Here is a 15,430-nt window from a genome sequence, read left to right on the forward strand (position 1 = left end):
AAAATCTGATAAACTAAGTAGTAATTGAATAGAAATCCGCAAGACTAGTAACTCAAGGGAAGTATGACAGGGAGGAGAGCCGTGACTGCAAGCTCTCTATATGAAAGCTGGGTGAATTCACTTGCGCATGGATTTAGAAATGAAGGTCTGACTTGTCAGATGAAAACGGATGGTACCGCGTGTCAACGCTCCGAGTGGAGTTTTTGGCATGTGGTTTTCTTTTTATCTACGAGCGACTGATGGAGGAATTATGTCAACTATTGAAGAACAATTAAAAGCGCTTCGTGAAGAAACGCTGGCTAGCTTGAAGCAGATTACTGCTGAAAATAAAAAAGAGATGCAAGATTTGCGTGTCTCTGTCCTTGGTAAAAAGGGATCGCTCACTGAAATCCTCAAAGGGATGAAAGATGTCTCTGCTGAGATGCGTCCGATTATCGGGAAACATGTCAATGAAGCGCGTGATGTCTTGACAGCAGCTTTTGAAGAAACTGCTAAGCTTTTGGAAGAAAAGAAAGTTGCAGCTCAATTAGCAAGTGAGAGTATCGATGTGACCCTTCCAGGTCGTCCAGTTGCGACTGGTCACCGCCACGTCCTCACACAAACCAGTGAAGAAATCGAAGATATCTTCATCGGTATGGGTTACCAAGTCGTGGATGGTTTTGAAGTGGAGCAAGACTACTATAACTTTGAGCGTATGAACCTTCCCAAAGACCACCCAGCTCGCGATATGCAGGATACTTTCTATATCACTGAAGAAATCTTGCTCCGTACCCACACGTCTCCAGTTCAGGCGCGTGCTATGGATGCCCATGATTTTTCTAAAGGTCCTTTGAAGATGATCTCGCCAGGGCGTGTGTTCCGTCGTGATACGGACGATGCGACTCACAGTCACCAGTTCCACCAAATCGAAGGCTTGGTTGTTGGGAAGAACATTTCTATGGCAGATCTTCAAGGAACCCTGCAGTTGATTGTCCAAAAAATGTTCGGTGAAGAGCGTCAAATCCGTCTGCGTCCATCCTACTTCCCATTCACAGAGCCATCTGTTGAGGTGGATGTTTCTTGCTTCAAGTGTGGTGGAGAAGGCTGTAACGTATGTAAGAAAACAGGTTGGATCGAAATTATGGGGGCCGGTATGGTTCACCCACGTGTCCTTGAAATGAGTGGTATCGATGCGACAGTTTACTCTGGATTTGCCTTTGGTCTTGGTCAAGAGCGTGTAGCTATGCTCCGTTACGGAATCAACGATATCCGTGGATTCTACCAAGGAGATGTCCGCTTCTCAGAACAGTTTAAATAATGATTAGAAAAGTAGAAAAGGCAGATGTTGGGGTGTTGTCCAAAATTGCCAAACAAACCTTTAGTGAAACATTTGCTCATGATAATACGGAAGAGCAGTTACAGGAATACTTTGAAGAGTCTTATAGTCTGAGAGTTTTGTCAACTGAGTTGGAAAATCCAGAATCCGAAACCTATTTCATTATGCATGAAGAGGAGATAGCTGGTTTTCTCAAAGTCAACTGGGGAAGTGCTCAGACTGAGAGAGAATTAGAGGATGCTTTTGAAATTCAACGCCTCTATGTGCTACAAAAATTCCAAGGATTTGGATTCGGTAAGCAACTGTTTGAATTCGCTCTGGAACTTGCCGAAAAAAATGGTTTTTCCTGGGCTTGGCTAGGTGTTTGGGAGCATAATACAAAAGCTCAAGCGTTTTATAATCGATATGGTTTTGAAAAATTTAGCCAACATCATTTTATGGTTGGTCAAAAAGTAGATACAGATTGGTTACTGAAAAAGAAATTAAGGTAAGAAGAGGATTCTTCTATTGAAATGATAGGAAAGGAAAAGAACCAGAGTGGCAACTGTCATTCTGGAAAACTAAATTATGCTTGTATCTTATAAATGGTTAAAAGAATTGGTGGACATTGATGTGCCATCACAAGAGTTGGCTGAAAAAATGTCAACTACAGGGATCGAGGTAGAAGGTGTCGAATCACCTGCTGCTGGTCTCTCAAAAATTGTCGTCGGTGAGGTCTTGTCTTGCGAAGATGTGCCAGAAACTCACCTCCATGTTTGTCAGGTTAACGTTGGCGAAGAAGAAGCCCGTCAAATCGTCTGTGGTGCACCGAATGTGCGTGCTGGTATCAAGGTTATGGTGGCTCTTCCAGGAGCTCGTATCGCTGACAATTACAAAATCAAAAAAGGAAAAATCCGTGGTTTAGAGTCACTTGGGATGATCTGTTCACTTGGTGAATTGGGAATTTCTGACTCAGTTGTACCTAAGGAATTCGCAGATGGCATCCAAATCTTGCCAGAAAATGCCGTTCCTGGGGATGAAGTCTTCTCATATCTAGACTTGGATGATGAAATCATCGAACTTTCTATCACACCCAACCGTGCAGATGCCCTTTCTATGCGTGGAGTGGCTCACGAAGTGGCAACCATCTATGATAAGGCAGTCAACTTTAAAGAATTTACTCTTTCAGAAACTGACCAAGCTGCAGCAGATGCTCTTTCTGTAGGTATTGAGACAGACAAGGCGCCTTACTATGCAGCTCGTATCTTGGACAATGTTACTATCGCACCAAGTCCACAATGGTTGCAAAACCTTCTTATGAATGAAGGTATCCGTCCTATTAACAACGTGGTGGACGTGACAAACTACATCCTGCTCTACTTTGGTCAACCAATGCATGCTTTTGACTTGGATACCTTTGAAGGGAGTGACATCCGTGTGCGTGAAGCGCGTGCTGGTGAAAAATTGGTGACCTTGGATGGTGAAGAACGTGACTTGGAAACAAATGACCTAGTCATCACTGTCGCAGACAAGCCAGTAGCTCTTGCAGGTGTTATGGGTGGTCAAGCGACAGAAATCTCTGAAAAGTCTAGTCGTGTTGTCCTTGAAGCTGCTGTTTTCAATGGCAAATCTATCCGTAAGACCAGCGGTCGCTTGAATCTTCGTTCTGAGTCATCTTCTCGCTTTGAAAAAGGCATCAATGTGGCAACAGTCAATGAAGCCCTTGATGCGGCGGCTAGCATGATTGCAGAACTTGCTGGTGCGACGGTGCGTAATGGCATCGTTTCAGCAGGTGAGCTTGATACTTCTGATGTGGAAGTTTCTTCTACCCTTGCAGACGTCAACCGTGTCCTTGGAACAGATCTTTCATACGCTGATGTTGAAGATGTCTTCCGTCGTCTTGGATTTGGTCTTTCTGGAAATGCAGAATCATTTACAGTCAGTGTCCCACGTCGTCGTTGGGATATCACCATCGAAGCAGACCTCTTTGAAGAAATCGCTCGTATCTATGGATATGACCGCTTGCCAACCAGTCTTCCAAAAGATGACGGTACAGCTGGTGAATTGACTGCAACACAAAAACTTCGCCGTCAAGTTCGTACGATTGCTGAAGGAGCAGGTTTGACCGAAATCATTACCTACGCTCTGACAACTCCTGAAAAAGCTGTTGAGTTCACAGCTCAACCAAGTAACCTTACGGAACTCATGTGGCCAATGACTGTAGACCGTTCAGTCCTCCGTCAAAATATGATCTCAGGTATCCTTGATACGGTAGCCTATAACGTGGCTCGTAAGAATAAAAACTTGGCCCTTTATGAGATTGGAAAAGTCTTTGAACAAACTGGTAATCCAAAAGAAGAACTTCCAAATGAGATTAATAGCTTTGCCTTTGCCTTGACAGGCTTGGTTGCTGAAAAAGATTTCCAAACAGCAGCAGTTCCAGTTGATTTCTTCTATGCTAAAGGAATCCTTGAAGCCCTATTTACTCGCTTGGGACTAGAAGTGACCTATACGGCAACATCTGAAATCGCTAGCCTTCACCCAGGTCGTACAGCCGTGATTTCACTCGGTGACCAAGTTCTTGGTTTCCTTGGGCAAGTGCATCCAGTCACTGCTAAGGCTTACGATATTCCAGAAACGTATGTAGCTGAGCTCAACCTTTCAGCCATCGAAGCTGCCCTTCAACCAGCTGCTCCATTTGTGGAAATCACGAAATTCCCAGCAGTCAGCCGTGACGTTGCCCTTCTCCTCAAGGCAGAAGTGACTCATCAAGAAGTTGTGGACGCTATCCAAGCTACCGGCGTGAAACGTTTGACAGATATCAAACTCTTTGACGTCTTCTCAGGCGAAAAATTGGGATTTGGTATGAAGTCAATGGCTTATAGCTTGACTTTCCAAAATCCAGAAGATAGCTTAACGGACGAAGAAGTCGCACGCTACATGGAAAAAATCCAAGCATCGCTTGAAGAAAAAGTCAATGCAGAAGTGCGTTAACTTATCAATCCATCCTTCGGGGTGGATTTTTGCTTTTCAAATAACAATTCGGGATCAAAAATAGACAGTTAAGGAACAGAGAAGATAAATTGGAGTTTACCAGTGTATAATGTACTCATAACTCAAAGTACCCTAAGATTTTTTACTAAAATGAGGATGATAAAAATGGACAGAAATCATTGTAAAGGCTATCAAAAAGGAGTATAATGAGTGCAAGACATTTCGGAGGTGAAAGATGCTAGAAGTAAGAAGTCTAGAGAAAAGTTTTGGATCCAAGCAAGTTTTGTTTGGTATTGACTTTCAGGCACGACCAGGTCGTATTTTGGGATTAGTCGGGAAAAACGGTGCTGGGAAGACAACGATTTTCCACAGTATTTTGAAGTTTTTAGAATACCAAGGAGAAATCAGTCTAGATGGTCAGGATATTCGTCAAGAGACCTACACTCGGATTGGCTATCTGCCTGAAGAACGCAGTCTCATGCCTAAATTGACAGTCCTTGAACAAGTTCGCTACTTGGCGACTCTAAAAGGTATGGATGCCAAGGAAGTCAAGGAAAAACTCCCTCAATGGATGAAGAGGTTGGAAGTGAAAGGAAAGCTGACAGATAAAATCAAGAGCCTGTCAAAAGGAAATCAGCAGAAGATTCAGCTCATCATTACTCTGATTCATGAGCCAGACTTGATTATCTTGGATGAGCCTTTCAGTGGCTTGGATCCAGTCAATACTGAATTGCTCAAGCAAGTCATCTTTCAGGAAAAAGAGCGCGGAGCAACCATTATCTTTTCTGACCATGTCATGACCAACGTCGAGGAGCTTTGTGACGATATTCTCATGATTCGAGATGGCCGTGTGGTCTTGCATGGGCCGGTCCAGGATGTCCGCAATCAATACGGGAAAACGCGTCTCTTTGTTTCAAGTGAACGAAGTAAGGAAGAATTGGAAAATCTTCCTCATGTCAAACAGGTGAGTTTGACCAAACAAGGCAGTTGGAAATTGATCTTAGAGGATGAGAGCGCTGGAAGGGAACTCTTCCCAATCTTGACTCAGGGGCAATACATCGCAACCTTTGACCAGCAAGCGCCAACAATTGATGAAATCTTTAAACTAGAATCAGGGGTGGAAGTATGAGAAATATGTGGGTTGTAATGAAGGAAACCTATCTTCGACACATCAAGTCGTGGAGTTTCTTCTTTATGGTGATTTCGCCGTTCCTCTTTTTAGCCTTATCTGTAGGAATTGGCTACCTCCAAGGGTCTTCTATGGCCAAGAATAGCAAGATAGCAGTAGTAACAACAGTGCCATCTGTGGAAGAAGGGCTCAAGGGTACTAATGGTATCAACTTTGATTATAAGGATGAAGCCAGTGCCCAAACTGCTATCAAGGATGAGAAAATCAAGGGTTACCTAACCGTCGACCAAGAGGACAGCGTCATCAAGGCCGTCTATCATGGTGAAACCTCTCTTGAAAGTGGCATCAAACTAGCTGTAACCAATAGACTAAATGAACTGCAATACCAACTCAATCGTTCGGCAGCTAATTTGTCTCAAGAACAGGAAAAACGCCTGAGTCAAACCGTTGATTTTACTGAGAAGATTGATGAATCTAAGGAAAACAAAAAAATTGTTCAAACCATTGCGGCCGCAGGGCTTGGTTTCTTCCTTTATATGATTTTGATTACCTATGCTAGTGTCACTGCTCAGGAAGTGGCTAGCGAGAAAGGAACCAAAATCATGGAGGTGGTCTTCTCTAGTATCCGAGCTAGTTATTATTTCTACGCTCGCATGCTGGCTCTGCTTCTTGTGATTTTGACCCATATTGGCATTTACGTCGTGGGTGGACTTGCTGCCATTCTTCTCTTTAAAGACCTACCAATCTTGGCACAATCTGGTATTTTAAACCATATAGGAGAGGCTTTCTCGCTCAACACCTTATTGTTTGTCTTGGTTAGCCTCTTTATGTACGTTGTTTTAGCAGCCTTCCTAGGTTCTATGGTTTCTCGTCCTGAGGACTCAGGAAAAGCCTTGTCGCCTTTGATGATTTTGATTATAGGTGGTTTTTTTGGAGTGACAGCTCTAGGTGCAGCTGGTGACAATCTCATCTTGAAGATTGGTTCATATATTCCCTTTATTTCGACCTTCTTCATGCCATTTAGAGCCATTAATGGCTATGCAAATGGGTTAGAAGCTTGGATTTCGCTTGCGATTACGATTGCTTTTGCAGTAACTGCAACAGTCTTTATCGGACGTATGTATGCTAGTCTCGTTCTGCAAACAGATGATTTGGGACCTTGGAAAACCTTTAAACGTGCCTTATCTTATAAATAGAAGAGCCTCGCGAAAGCGAGGTTTTTAGAGATAAAAAGAGTGGAATTCAGAAAAATATTTTTCATATCTATTGACTTTTAGGGGTGAAATTTGGTATTATAGTAGGCGGTATTGTTTACCCCATTTGAAAGGCCCCGGAACCTTCCAAATACTTTTCGATGGGAAGGAACACCCATCACCGTAAACAAAAATCGAACTATATATAGGAGAAATCATGAACAAAACAACATTTATGGCTAAACCAGGCCAAGTTGAACGTAAATGGTACGTAGTTGACGCAACTGATGTACCACTTGGACGTCTTTCTGCAGTAGTTGCTAGCGTACTTCGCGGAAAAAACAAACCAACATTTACACCACATACTGATACAGGTGACTTTGTGATTGTTATCAATGCTGAAAAAGTTAAATTGACTGGTAAAAAAGCAACTGATAAAATCTACTACACTCACTCAAACCACCCAGGTGGATTGAAACAAATCTCTGCAGGTGAACTTCGTTCTAAAAATGCAGTACGTTTGATCGAGAAATCAGTTAAAGGTATGCTTCCACACAATACTCTTGGACGCGCTCAAGGTATGAAGTTGAAAGTATTTGTTGGAGCTGAGCACACTCACGCTGCACAACAACCAGAAGTTCTTGATATTTCAGGACTTATCTAAGGAAAGGAACAATAAAGTATGTCACAAGCACAATATACAGGTACTGGACGTCGTAAAAACGCTGTTGCACGCGTTCGCCTTGTTCCAGGAACTGGTAAAATCACTGTTAACAAAAAAGATGTTGAAGAGTACATCCCACACGCTGACCTTCGTCTTGTCATCAACCAACCATTCGCAGTTACTTCAACTGCAGGTTCATACGACGTTTTCGTTAACGTTGTAGGTGGTGGATACGCAGGTCAATCAGGAGCTATCCGTCACGGTATCGCTCGTGCCCTTCTTCAAGTAGACCCAGACTTCCGCGATTCATTGAAACGCGCAGGACTTCTTACACGTGACTCACGTAAAGTTGAACGTAAGAAACCAGGTCTTAAGAAAGCTCGTAAAGCTAGCCAGTTCTCAAAACGTTAAGAACCAGCTACAATACAGCATTTACAACACTTCATGGTTCACACCATGGGGTGTTTTTTTGATGATTTTTAGCAAAATTCACACCATTTTTCACACCATTACTTTTTAAGACTGCGATAAGCAATCTCTCCAACAGTCTGATTTACAGTATCTTTTGTGTTTACATAAGTCTTAGTTACTTCTTTATCACTGTGAGTTAAAGGTTCTGAAATAGCTTAGAGTGAGAGTTCTGCTTATTTTGCAGGTGTCTCTCCTGTATGTCGTAATTTATGAGGTGTAGCATGTTTAAGTTCTGGATGACGACGTTTTACAGATTTCATTTTATTATTAAGATAGTCAGAGTGTAGAGGGCTATTAACATTACCTTTTATATCGATATAAGTAAAGACATATTGTTCATCGGATTGGATAATTCCAAATTTTGCTAGTTTGAAAACAATTTTTTCTCCCCCCCCCTCAAATTTTGGTCCAAAAATTTAATAACGAATCACTCAAATTTTTTGTAAAATATGTCGTAATTAAAGAAAGAGTCTATTTTTTGCTTATATAAATTAGTATTGGTTGTTATTTAGATTGAGTATCTGGTTTGTTAGAGTTGATTTTAGGTATGTAAAGAAAGTAAAAATGATTTATTTTCTGAATTCATATTAGCTAGTAAACATTAAAAATCAAAAAGAGATATAAATACCTGCTGAGTTTAGAACTTCAGCAGGTATTTATATGTTGATGTCATTAGAGGTTGAGGAAATTTTGGTATTACTTGGAGATGATTTGATTAATAATATATATATTTACTTAATCTTTTACACAATATTTTTGAAATAATAGTTGAATTAATTCTATAACAAAGTTACTGGAACTTATTGATGTAGTCTGGATTACTCAAATTTTATTTTGATGAGTTTTACGGTAATCTCCAGGGGAAAGTCCAGTTCTTTGTTTAAAAATTTTGGTGAAGTAAGAATAGTTATCATACCCTACTTGACTAGATACTTGTGATATCGAGATATTTGTTTGAGATAGGAGAGATTTAGCAGCATTAATTCGCTTATCCGTTATATATTTAACAAGAGTTTCTCCAGTTTCTTTTTTAAAAATTCTAGCTAAATGATCTGCGCTGAGATAAACCATATCTGCTAATATAGAACGATTTATATCTTCATAGTAGTGATGATCTATGTATTCGACAATGCGTTGAATACTATTTTTCTGGTTTTCAATGTTTGTTGCAAATTTCTTAGCATGTGACCAGTAATAATCAAAGTAATCCTGAAAAGATTCAATTGAATGAAAGCGTCGTTGGAATAAGAAATCATGAGTGCTGTTTTGGAATAATTTATGTGCCGAGATTCCATTTTGATCTAGATATATTCCTATTTGTTGAGTCCAATCTAGTAAAATTTGTTGTAGTGTGAAAGTAGGAATTTGAGAATTATAAGCAAGTGAATTAATTTTTTCTCTTAATTCGTATTCACTTAAGGTATCTAAAAAAGTAATTGAAAGAGTTTCTGTTTTAAAGGAAGTTGGAAAACTATGTGGAACACATGTAATAGTATTCCAATAAGAAACATATTGTTCATTATAAGTGTAGAGTTCTTTGGTATGAAATAAAATATCGGATATTTTATGGCAACTCTTATATATAATGTTTGAGTATTTACTAAAGTTATTAGAAATTTGAGAATGAATCTCATATGCCAATTTGTCACTACGTTTGGATGAGTCTACTCTAAAGAGACAAACATATTGATCAACCTGGCTTTCCATTTTGAATAGACTTATCAGCTTATAAGAAGGTTGTGAAATTCTTTGAAGTTCTCTTTTTAGTTGAGAAGTCCATGATGGAGTTTCTGTAGAATAATCTTCTTCATTAAGATTGATTGTTAAAACTGCAAGAAAAAAATACTGGTGTTTTTGAAGAATAAAATCTTGTTTGCTTGCTATATTTTCTAGCTCATCAATGCGAGAAATTTGAGGTTTTCTAAGGTAATCATACCAGAAGTTATCTTCTATTTGTAAAAGTGCATCATTTTTTCCGTTTAAGTTATGATTCTCAATTTTACTAATGGCTTTTTGAATAATAAATTCTAATTTTTCAAAGTTAATGGGTTTTAGATAGTATTCGAAGCTTTGCAATTCAATTGCTTTTTGAGCATAGTTGAAGTCGGCGTAATTGGTTAAAAAAATTGTTTTTATATCATATTTTTCATTTCTAATCCACGATAAGAGTTCGAGGCCACTACCTTGAGGCATTTCTATATCGCTTATCATGAGATCAATAGGATTCTCTCTAATAATATTTTGAGCTTGAGTGAGGCTATAGGCAACATAAACAGTGTTAATGTGTAGTTTAGCCCAATTTATTTTCTCTCGTAAAGCTTCAATGATAAAACGATCGTCATCAACTAATAAGATGTTCATTATAACCTCCATTTATAATCTTGTATGGAATAAGTAAAAGAATTTTAGCCCCACCTTCTTCATTATTTTCAAATGCAATACTATAGTCATTAGGATAGAGAAGATTTAAACGTTCGATGGTGTTTGTGATCCCAATATGATGTCCATCTTCTGTTATTAGAGACTGTTTCTGATTTAGTTTTGATAAAATTTCTTCAGAGAAACCTGGACCATTATCCTCGATACAAATCTGAATATAATCTGAGTTCTCAGTTTTTACTTTTTTTATTGATAGAAAAATTGTAAATAAATCCTGAAATGAAAAACCGTGTTTGATTGTGTTTTCAATAAATGTTTGTAAAAGTAATGATGGGACAAGAGTATTTTGTAGGTCATCATTATAGTCTAGTGAAAAGTTGATACTATTTCCATACCGAATTCGTTGTATTTCTAAATAATCTTTAATATGCTGAACTTCATCTTTAAGTTCTGAAAAATCTTGATTAGCCATAAATAAATGACGGAGATAATTTGAAGTTAGGATAGTTAAATCTTCAATTTCCTTGTAGTTTTTGGTTTGAAGCATACTATGAATCATCGATAACATATTTAGGTAGAAATGCGGACGGATTTGGTTCTTTAGATAATTAAGTTCAATCTTTTTAAGTTCTAGTTGTGAATGGTATTCCCGGATTTTTAATTCTTGCATGTCAAATATTACTTTATTAAGTTTATCATTTGCCTTATCAATTTCTAGTATACCTTCAGATATAAAAAATTCAGAAGGGAGGATGGAATCTCCAAGTTGAGAGAGTCGTTCAGTGAGTCTTGTTATAGGTTTAATCATCCACTGACGAATATACAGGATAATGATGATTGATAAAATTGTGATAATGATAGGAACAGCTGATAAAAATACTTCTAAGAGTGTGATATTTCTAAAGACTTCGGCATAATCGACTAAAACATAAATATCGAAAGGTAAATGCGTTTTTTCATTTTGGGCATGAATTAGGTAATTAGCGGACGGTATATTGTTAGGCTCTTTTAGGGAGAGTTTACCATTATTACCAATATTAAGTTTATTGAGAGGTTTTAGGATATCTTCTGAGGATATGACTGCATAAATGATTTTTCCTTCGTAATGAACGGATTTAACTAAGTATTCGCTATCTTTAATAGTTATATTTTTCCATTTACGGTCACTTATATCGCTACTTAGTGATTTTAGATATGTTTTTAACAGTAAATAATCTTCATATGGAATATAAAGATTGGAAACATTGATAAAATGTTTAGTAGCATCTGTTTCCAATAAGAATGTCATATGGGTTTCATTTTGATATTCAAACTCTGTAAAACTAGTTTGAACTTTTTTTAGACTTTCTTGATAGTTTAAAAATTTTTGTACATGATTTAATTTTTCCAAATCTTCACTGTGTGTTATTGTTGAATACATAAACCTCTCTGCAGAATGTAATTTTTCATTAACAGAGTCAGCATAAATTTCAATTGAACTACGTAAGTGTACTATATTTTGGTTTTTAATAAAATTTCTGGTTATGTTACTCATAGCAATATTGATTAAAATATTTATCAATAGTAGCACAAGTAGGAGTTTAAAGAAAAAATGAATAGAATGTTTTTTTGATAACTCGCGATTTAATTTCATATACTAGCCTCGTATTTAAATTATATCACTTTGAAAATATGATATCATGTACAAAACAGATATGTTTTATCAAGATGTCGGAAAAGTAATAGTTCTCAGAAATGATAAACTGAAAAATTGATAAACCTAGTCCAAAAAGTTATATTAAGGGAATTTTATATGGTGTAAAATAATCGTAGAAAATCAGATAGGAGGAAAAAAATGAAAGTAGCATCTCAGCTTCATAAAATAAAATTAAAGCATAGTATTCCGTTATATATATTACTTTTTCCTTCAATATTGCTATTAATTTTATTTTCCTATATTCCCATGTTGGGACTAATTATTGCATTTAAAGACTATTCACCAGCCAATGGTATCTTTGCTAGTCAGTGGGTAGGATTTAAGTACTTTACTCAATTTTTCTCATCATTCCAATTCGGGACAACTATGTTCAATACATTAAAAATTTCACTTTATAGTATTGTAGTAGGATTCCCCTTACCTATTATACTAGCTATAATTAGTAATCAGTTAAGAGTTGGGAAGTTTAGAAAAATATTTCAAGTGACAACTTACTTACCCCATTTTATCTCTACAATGGTTATGTGTGGGATGATTATCTTATTTTTATCTCCTACTAGTGGTTTGTTAGCGAATGTATTTAAGTCTGTTGGAATCACTATTCCAGATTTTTTATCAAAACCTAGTAGTTTTGCAGGTGTTTATGTTTGGAGTGATGTATGGCAACATATTGGTTGGGATAGTATTATTTATCTAGCAGCTCTTTCTGCAATTGATCCTACATATTATGAGGCTGCAACTATGGATGGTGCCTCTAGATTACAAAAAATTCGTCATATAGAATTACCATTACTTCTGCCGACTGCTATGATTCTATTAATATTAAGAGCGGGTAGTTTGTTGAGTGTAGGATTTGAGAAAGTGTTACTATTACAGAATCCTCTTAATTTAGCAGGAAGTGAGATAATTTCGACCTATGTTTATAAAGTTGGTATGGTGAATTTTCAGTATAGTTATTCGACAGCTATAGGGTTATTTAACACCGTAGTCAATCTAATAATTTTGCTATCTGTCAACTGGTTCTCAAAACGATATACTAGAACGGGTCTTTTTTAAAGGAAGGAGTGCTTAAGGTGAGATGGTTTCATAAATCAAGAAAAACAAACTCTGAATTATTATTTGACATAGTTACCTATGGTTTGGCAATTTTCCTTATCCTGTTAATTGTATATCCGTTATGGTTTGTAGTGATTGCATCTTTTAGTAATCCTTCAGATGTTGCAAACGGGAAGGTATGGTTTATTCCAAGAGAATGGAAATTAGATGGATATTTACGTCTTATTCAACAACCTTTATTTTTACGTAGCTATCTAAATACAATTTTATATACTGTTGTTGGTACCTTAGTTGCTTTAGTAGTCAATATTCCAGCTGGTTATGCTTTATCTAGAAAAGAATTAGTTGGTAGAAAGTGGATGAGTATTCTATACATAATCCCTATGTTTGTATCAGGTGGCTTGATTCCTACCTACTTAACAGTAAAGAATGTAGGCTTGATTGATACATTTTGGGTAATGGTAATACCTTTTGCAGTTTCATCATACAATATTATCGTTGCTAGAACATTCTTTAATAATAGTATTCCAGACGGGATGTGGGAGGCTGCGCAAATTGATGGCTGTGGTACAATTCGTTATTTTATTAAGATAGTCGTTCCTTTATCAAAAGCTATTATTGCAGTTATTGGACTTTGGACTGCAGTTGGTATTTGGAATTCGTGGTTTAATGCTTTAATTTATTTAACGAATGAAAATTTACAGCCATTGCAATTAATTTTACGACGTTTACTAATTAGTAATCAAATGTTACAGTCGCAAGCAACAGGAGAAGTGGCATCAGATCTTCGTATCAAAGCAGATATGATGAAATATGCAGCAATTGTTATTTCAACCGCTCCGATTATGTTGTTGTATCCCTTTGTTCAGAAATATTTTAATCAAGGCGTAATGATTGGCGCATTGAAAGAATAGGAGAAAAACATGAAAAATAAATCATTTACATATTTGTTCTTAGGAACAGTTACACTTGCTGGCTTAACAGCCTGTGCAAATTCCACTAATACGAGTAAGGATGAGAAATCTGGAGAAGATTCTTATAAAATTACAACTGTTCGTTGGTCTGACTGGGGAGAAGATTATCATAAAGGTTTTCTAACTGATTCTGCCAAAGAATCAGGTATCGATGTTAAATGGGATACACTTGTAGCTGCAGATTGGGCAGATAAGAAATCTGTGTTGGTTGCTAGTGGAGATTTACCAGATGCATTTTTAGGTTCAAATGCTTTTACAGATTCAGAAATTGCTCAGAACCAATCTTTATTTATTCCATTGGAAGATTTAATCAAGGAAAACATGCCAAATTTAACTAAGGCTATGGAGAAAGAACCTAAGATTAAAGCGATGATTACTTCACCTGATGGTCATATCTACAGTCTACCTAAAAAATTACCGATGCGTCCTACTGTAGCTAATCAGCTATTTATTAATAAAAAGTGGTTAGATAATCTAGGATTAAAGGTTCCAGAAACTTATGATGATTTAGTAAAAGTACTACAAGAATTTAAGGATAAAGATGCGAACGGAAATGGAGACGCTTCTGATGAAATTCCATTCGGAGCAGGAAACTTTGATCCAACATTCTCATATATTCTTCCGTTCAATAATCGTTTAGGGGCAGATAATACATATGAAATGTCTGTAAAAGATGGAAAACCAGTCTACCTTCGTACAGAAGAAAGTTATAAACAAGGGATTGCAGCAATGCACGAATCTTATAAAAAAGGTTTGATTGATCCGGAAATCTTTACAGAAGATACCTCTATGAGTGTAGCAAAACGTATGGATAAGGGAGTATCTAGAGTAGGTGTTTCTAGTGGTTGGACAGCAGATGCAACGTTTGGCTTACATTCCAGTGAATATATTGCTCTACCTGCTTTAAAAGGTATGGATGGTAAACAATATGTCTTTTCTGATCCAGATCATTACAACTATGGTCGAAATGAAATTTTGATTACAAATAAGAGCAAAAACCCTGCTAAATTATTGAAATGGTTGGATAAATTATATACAGATGAAGCAAGTATTCAGAATTTCTATGGATCATTTGGAATAGCTACTGAAAAGAATGGTGATAAGTTTAAAGTGTTACCTCCTAAGGATGGTAAATCAGCTGATGAATGGGCATGGATTAATTCACTTCGAGATTTTGGTCCTAAATACGTAAGCGATGATATCAATAGTCGCGTAGAAATCGATCAAACACAAGGTGATGGATTGAAATTGAAGATGGACCAAGATTTGAAACAATTTGCATTGCCAGCTTACCCTAATGTGATTTATTCACAAGAAGAACTTAACAAATTATCATCAATCTATGTGAGTATTGAATCTTATGTCAAACAACAAGCATCTAAATGGGTAGTTGAAGGCGGCATAGAAAAAGAATGGGACTCATACAAAGAAACTCTTAAGAATATGGGATTGGACGAATTTATGAAGATTCAACAGGAAGCATATAATCGTTACCAAAAAGAAGTCAAAGAGTAATATTTTATATGAACTCTTGGTTGTATGAACAAGGGACTAGCTAATTATAGGAAGCGAGACTGATA

At 37.1% G+C, this 15,430-nt stretch carries 12 protein-coding genes and 1 pseudogene; 10 read left to right on the forward strand and 3 right to left on the reverse strand.

Going from position 1 to position 15,430, the window contains the following annotated elements:
- Nucleotides 1–250 precede the first annotated feature (250 nt).
- The 7 genes from pheS to rpsI all read left to right on the forward strand — a co-directional run bounded on the left by pheS (nucleotide 251) and on the right by rpsI (nucleotide 7,685).
- Nucleotides 251–1,297, forward strand: coding sequence for a phenylalanine--tRNA ligase subunit alpha (pheS, locus tag M1F55_RS01115; RefSeq protein ID WP_031237702.1), 1,047 nt, complete (start codon nucleotides 251–253; stop codon nucleotides 1,295–1,297).
- Nucleotides 1,297–1,806, forward strand: a complete 510-nt coding sequence (locus M1F55_RS01120) for a GNAT family N-acetyltransferase (protein WP_045612288.1) — start codon at nucleotides 1,297–1,299, stop codon at nucleotides 1,804–1,806. The genes pheS and M1F55_RS01120 overlap by 1 nt, the downstream gene beginning before the upstream one ends.
- A gap of 76 nt (nucleotides 1,807–1,882) precedes the next feature.
- A complete protein-coding gene (gene pheT, locus M1F55_RS01125) occupies nucleotides 1,883–4,288 on the forward strand; it encodes a phenylalanine--tRNA ligase subunit beta (protein WP_247947086.1) in 2,406 nt (801 codons plus the stop codon).
- 235 nt (nucleotides 4,289–4,523) lie between these two features.
- Nucleotides 4,524–5,417 (forward strand): ABC transporter ATP-binding protein, encoded by an 894-nt coding sequence (locus M1F55_RS01130; protein WP_004257211.1) that lies wholly within the window; start codon nucleotides 4,524–4,526, stop codon nucleotides 5,415–5,417.
- Entirely contained in the window at nucleotides 5,414–6,613 is a 1,200-nt protein-coding gene (locus M1F55_RS01135) for an ABC transporter permease (RefSeq protein WP_001245388.1), read from the forward strand. The genes M1F55_RS01130 and M1F55_RS01135 overlap by 4 nt, the downstream gene beginning before the upstream one ends.
- A gap of 214 nt (nucleotides 6,614–6,827) precedes the next feature.
- A complete protein-coding gene (gene rplM / locus M1F55_RS01140) occupies nucleotides 6,828–7,274 on the forward strand; it encodes a 50S ribosomal protein L13 (RefSeq protein ID WP_001044624.1) in 447 nt (148 codons plus the stop codon).
- 18 nt (nucleotides 7,275–7,292) lie between these two features.
- Nucleotides 7,293–7,685, forward strand: a complete 393-nt coding sequence (gene rpsI / locus M1F55_RS01145) for a 30S ribosomal protein S9 (RefSeq protein WP_000075975.1) — start codon at nucleotides 7,293–7,295, stop codon at nucleotides 7,683–7,685.
- A 98-nt stretch (nucleotides 7,686–7,783) separates the two neighbouring features.
- Here the strand turns inward: rpsI and M1F55_RS01150 are convergent.
- The 3 genes and pseudogenes from M1F55_RS01150 to M1F55_RS01160 all read right to left on the reverse strand — a co-directional run.
- Nucleotides 7,784–8,116, reverse strand: a pseudogene (locus M1F55_RS01150) (tyrosine-type recombinase/integrase); the annotation flags it as partial.
- Between the two features lie 451 nt (nucleotides 8,117–8,567).
- Nucleotides 8,568–10,106: a response regulator transcription factor gene (locus tag M1F55_RS01155; protein ID WP_227325530.1), complete on the reverse strand. Its 1,539-nt coding sequence runs from the start codon at nucleotides 10,104–10,106 to the stop codon at nucleotides 8,568–8,570.
- Complete coding sequence (locus M1F55_RS01160) at nucleotides 10,087–11,757, reverse strand: sensor histidine kinase (protein ID WP_247947087.1); 1,671 nt, start codon at nucleotides 11,755–11,757, stop codon at nucleotides 10,087–10,089. Before M1F55_RS01160 ends, M1F55_RS01155 begins: the two co-directional genes overlap by 20 nt.
- A 201-nt stretch (nucleotides 11,758–11,958) precedes the next feature.
- Here M1F55_RS01160 and M1F55_RS01165 point away from each other — a divergent pair, with 201 nt between their 5' ends.
- From M1F55_RS01165 to M1F55_RS01175, 3 genes are read left to right on the forward strand one after another with little or no spacing between them, the layout of a single operon-like run.
- Nucleotides 11,959–12,876, forward strand: a complete 918-nt coding sequence (locus tag M1F55_RS01165) for an ABC transporter permease (RefSeq protein ID WP_227325532.1) — start codon at nucleotides 11,959–11,961, stop codon at nucleotides 12,874–12,876.
- Between the two features lie 17 nt (nucleotides 12,877–12,893).
- A complete protein-coding gene (locus M1F55_RS01170; protein WP_001267167.1) occupies nucleotides 12,894–13,790 on the forward strand; it encodes a carbohydrate ABC transporter permease in 897 nt (298 codons plus the stop codon).
- Between the two features lie 9 nt (nucleotides 13,791–13,799).
- Nucleotides 13,800–15,365 carry a type 2 periplasmic-binding domain-containing protein gene (locus tag M1F55_RS01175; RefSeq protein ID WP_227325533.1) on the forward strand — a complete coding sequence of 522 codons (1,566 nt, stop codon included), beginning with the start codon at nucleotides 13,800–13,802 and terminating at the stop codon, nucleotides 15,363–15,365.
- Nucleotides 15,366–15,430 lie beyond the last annotated feature (65 nt).

It is taken from the genome of Streptococcus mitis, assembly GCF_023109235.1.
GTDB lineage: Bacteria > Bacillota > Bacilli > Lactobacillales > Streptococcaceae > Streptococcus > Streptococcus mitis_DA.

What these genes read in the sequence shown, in the direction of transcription:
- pheS (WP_031237702.1), top strand. Translation starts at nt 251, where the DNA reads ATGTCAACTATTGAAGAACAATTAAAAGCGCTTCGTGAAGAAACGCTG.
- M1F55_RS01120 (WP_045612288.1), top strand. Translation starts at nt 1,297, where the DNA reads ATGATTAGAAAAGTAGAAAAGGCAGATGTTGGGGTGTTGTCCAAAATT.
- pheT (WP_247947086.1), top strand. Translation starts at nt 1,883, where the DNA reads ATGCTTGTATCTTATAAATGGTTAAAAGAATTGGTGGACATTGATGTG.
- M1F55_RS01130 (WP_004257211.1), top strand. Translation starts at nt 4,524, where the DNA reads ATGCTAGAAGTAAGAAGTCTAGAGAAAAGTTTTGGATCCAAGCAAGTT.
- M1F55_RS01135 (WP_001245388.1), top strand. Translation starts at nt 5,414, where the DNA reads ATGAGAAATATGTGGGTTGTAATGAAGGAAACCTATCTTCGACACATC.
- rplM (WP_001044624.1), top strand. Translation starts at nt 6,828, where the DNA reads ATGAACAAAACAACATTTATGGCTAAACCAGGCCAAGTTGAACGTAAA.
- rpsI (WP_000075975.1), top strand. Translation starts at nt 7,293, where the DNA reads ATGTCACAAGCACAATATACAGGTACTGGACGTCGTAAAAACGCTGTT.
- M1F55_RS01155 (WP_227325530.1), bottom strand. Translation starts at nt 10,106, where the DNA reads ATGAACATCTTATTAGTTGATGACGATCGTTTTATCATTGAAGCTTTA.
- M1F55_RS01160 (WP_247947087.1), bottom strand. Translation starts at nt 11,757, where the DNA reads ATGAAATTAAATCGCGAGTTATCAAAAAAACATTCTATTCATTTTTTC.
- M1F55_RS01165 (WP_227325532.1), top strand. Translation starts at nt 11,959, where the DNA reads ATGAAAGTAGCATCTCAGCTTCATAAAATAAAATTAAAGCATAGTATT.
- M1F55_RS01175 (WP_227325533.1), top strand. Translation starts at nt 13,800, where the DNA reads ATGAAAAATAAATCATTTACATATTTGTTCTTAGGAACAGTTACACTT.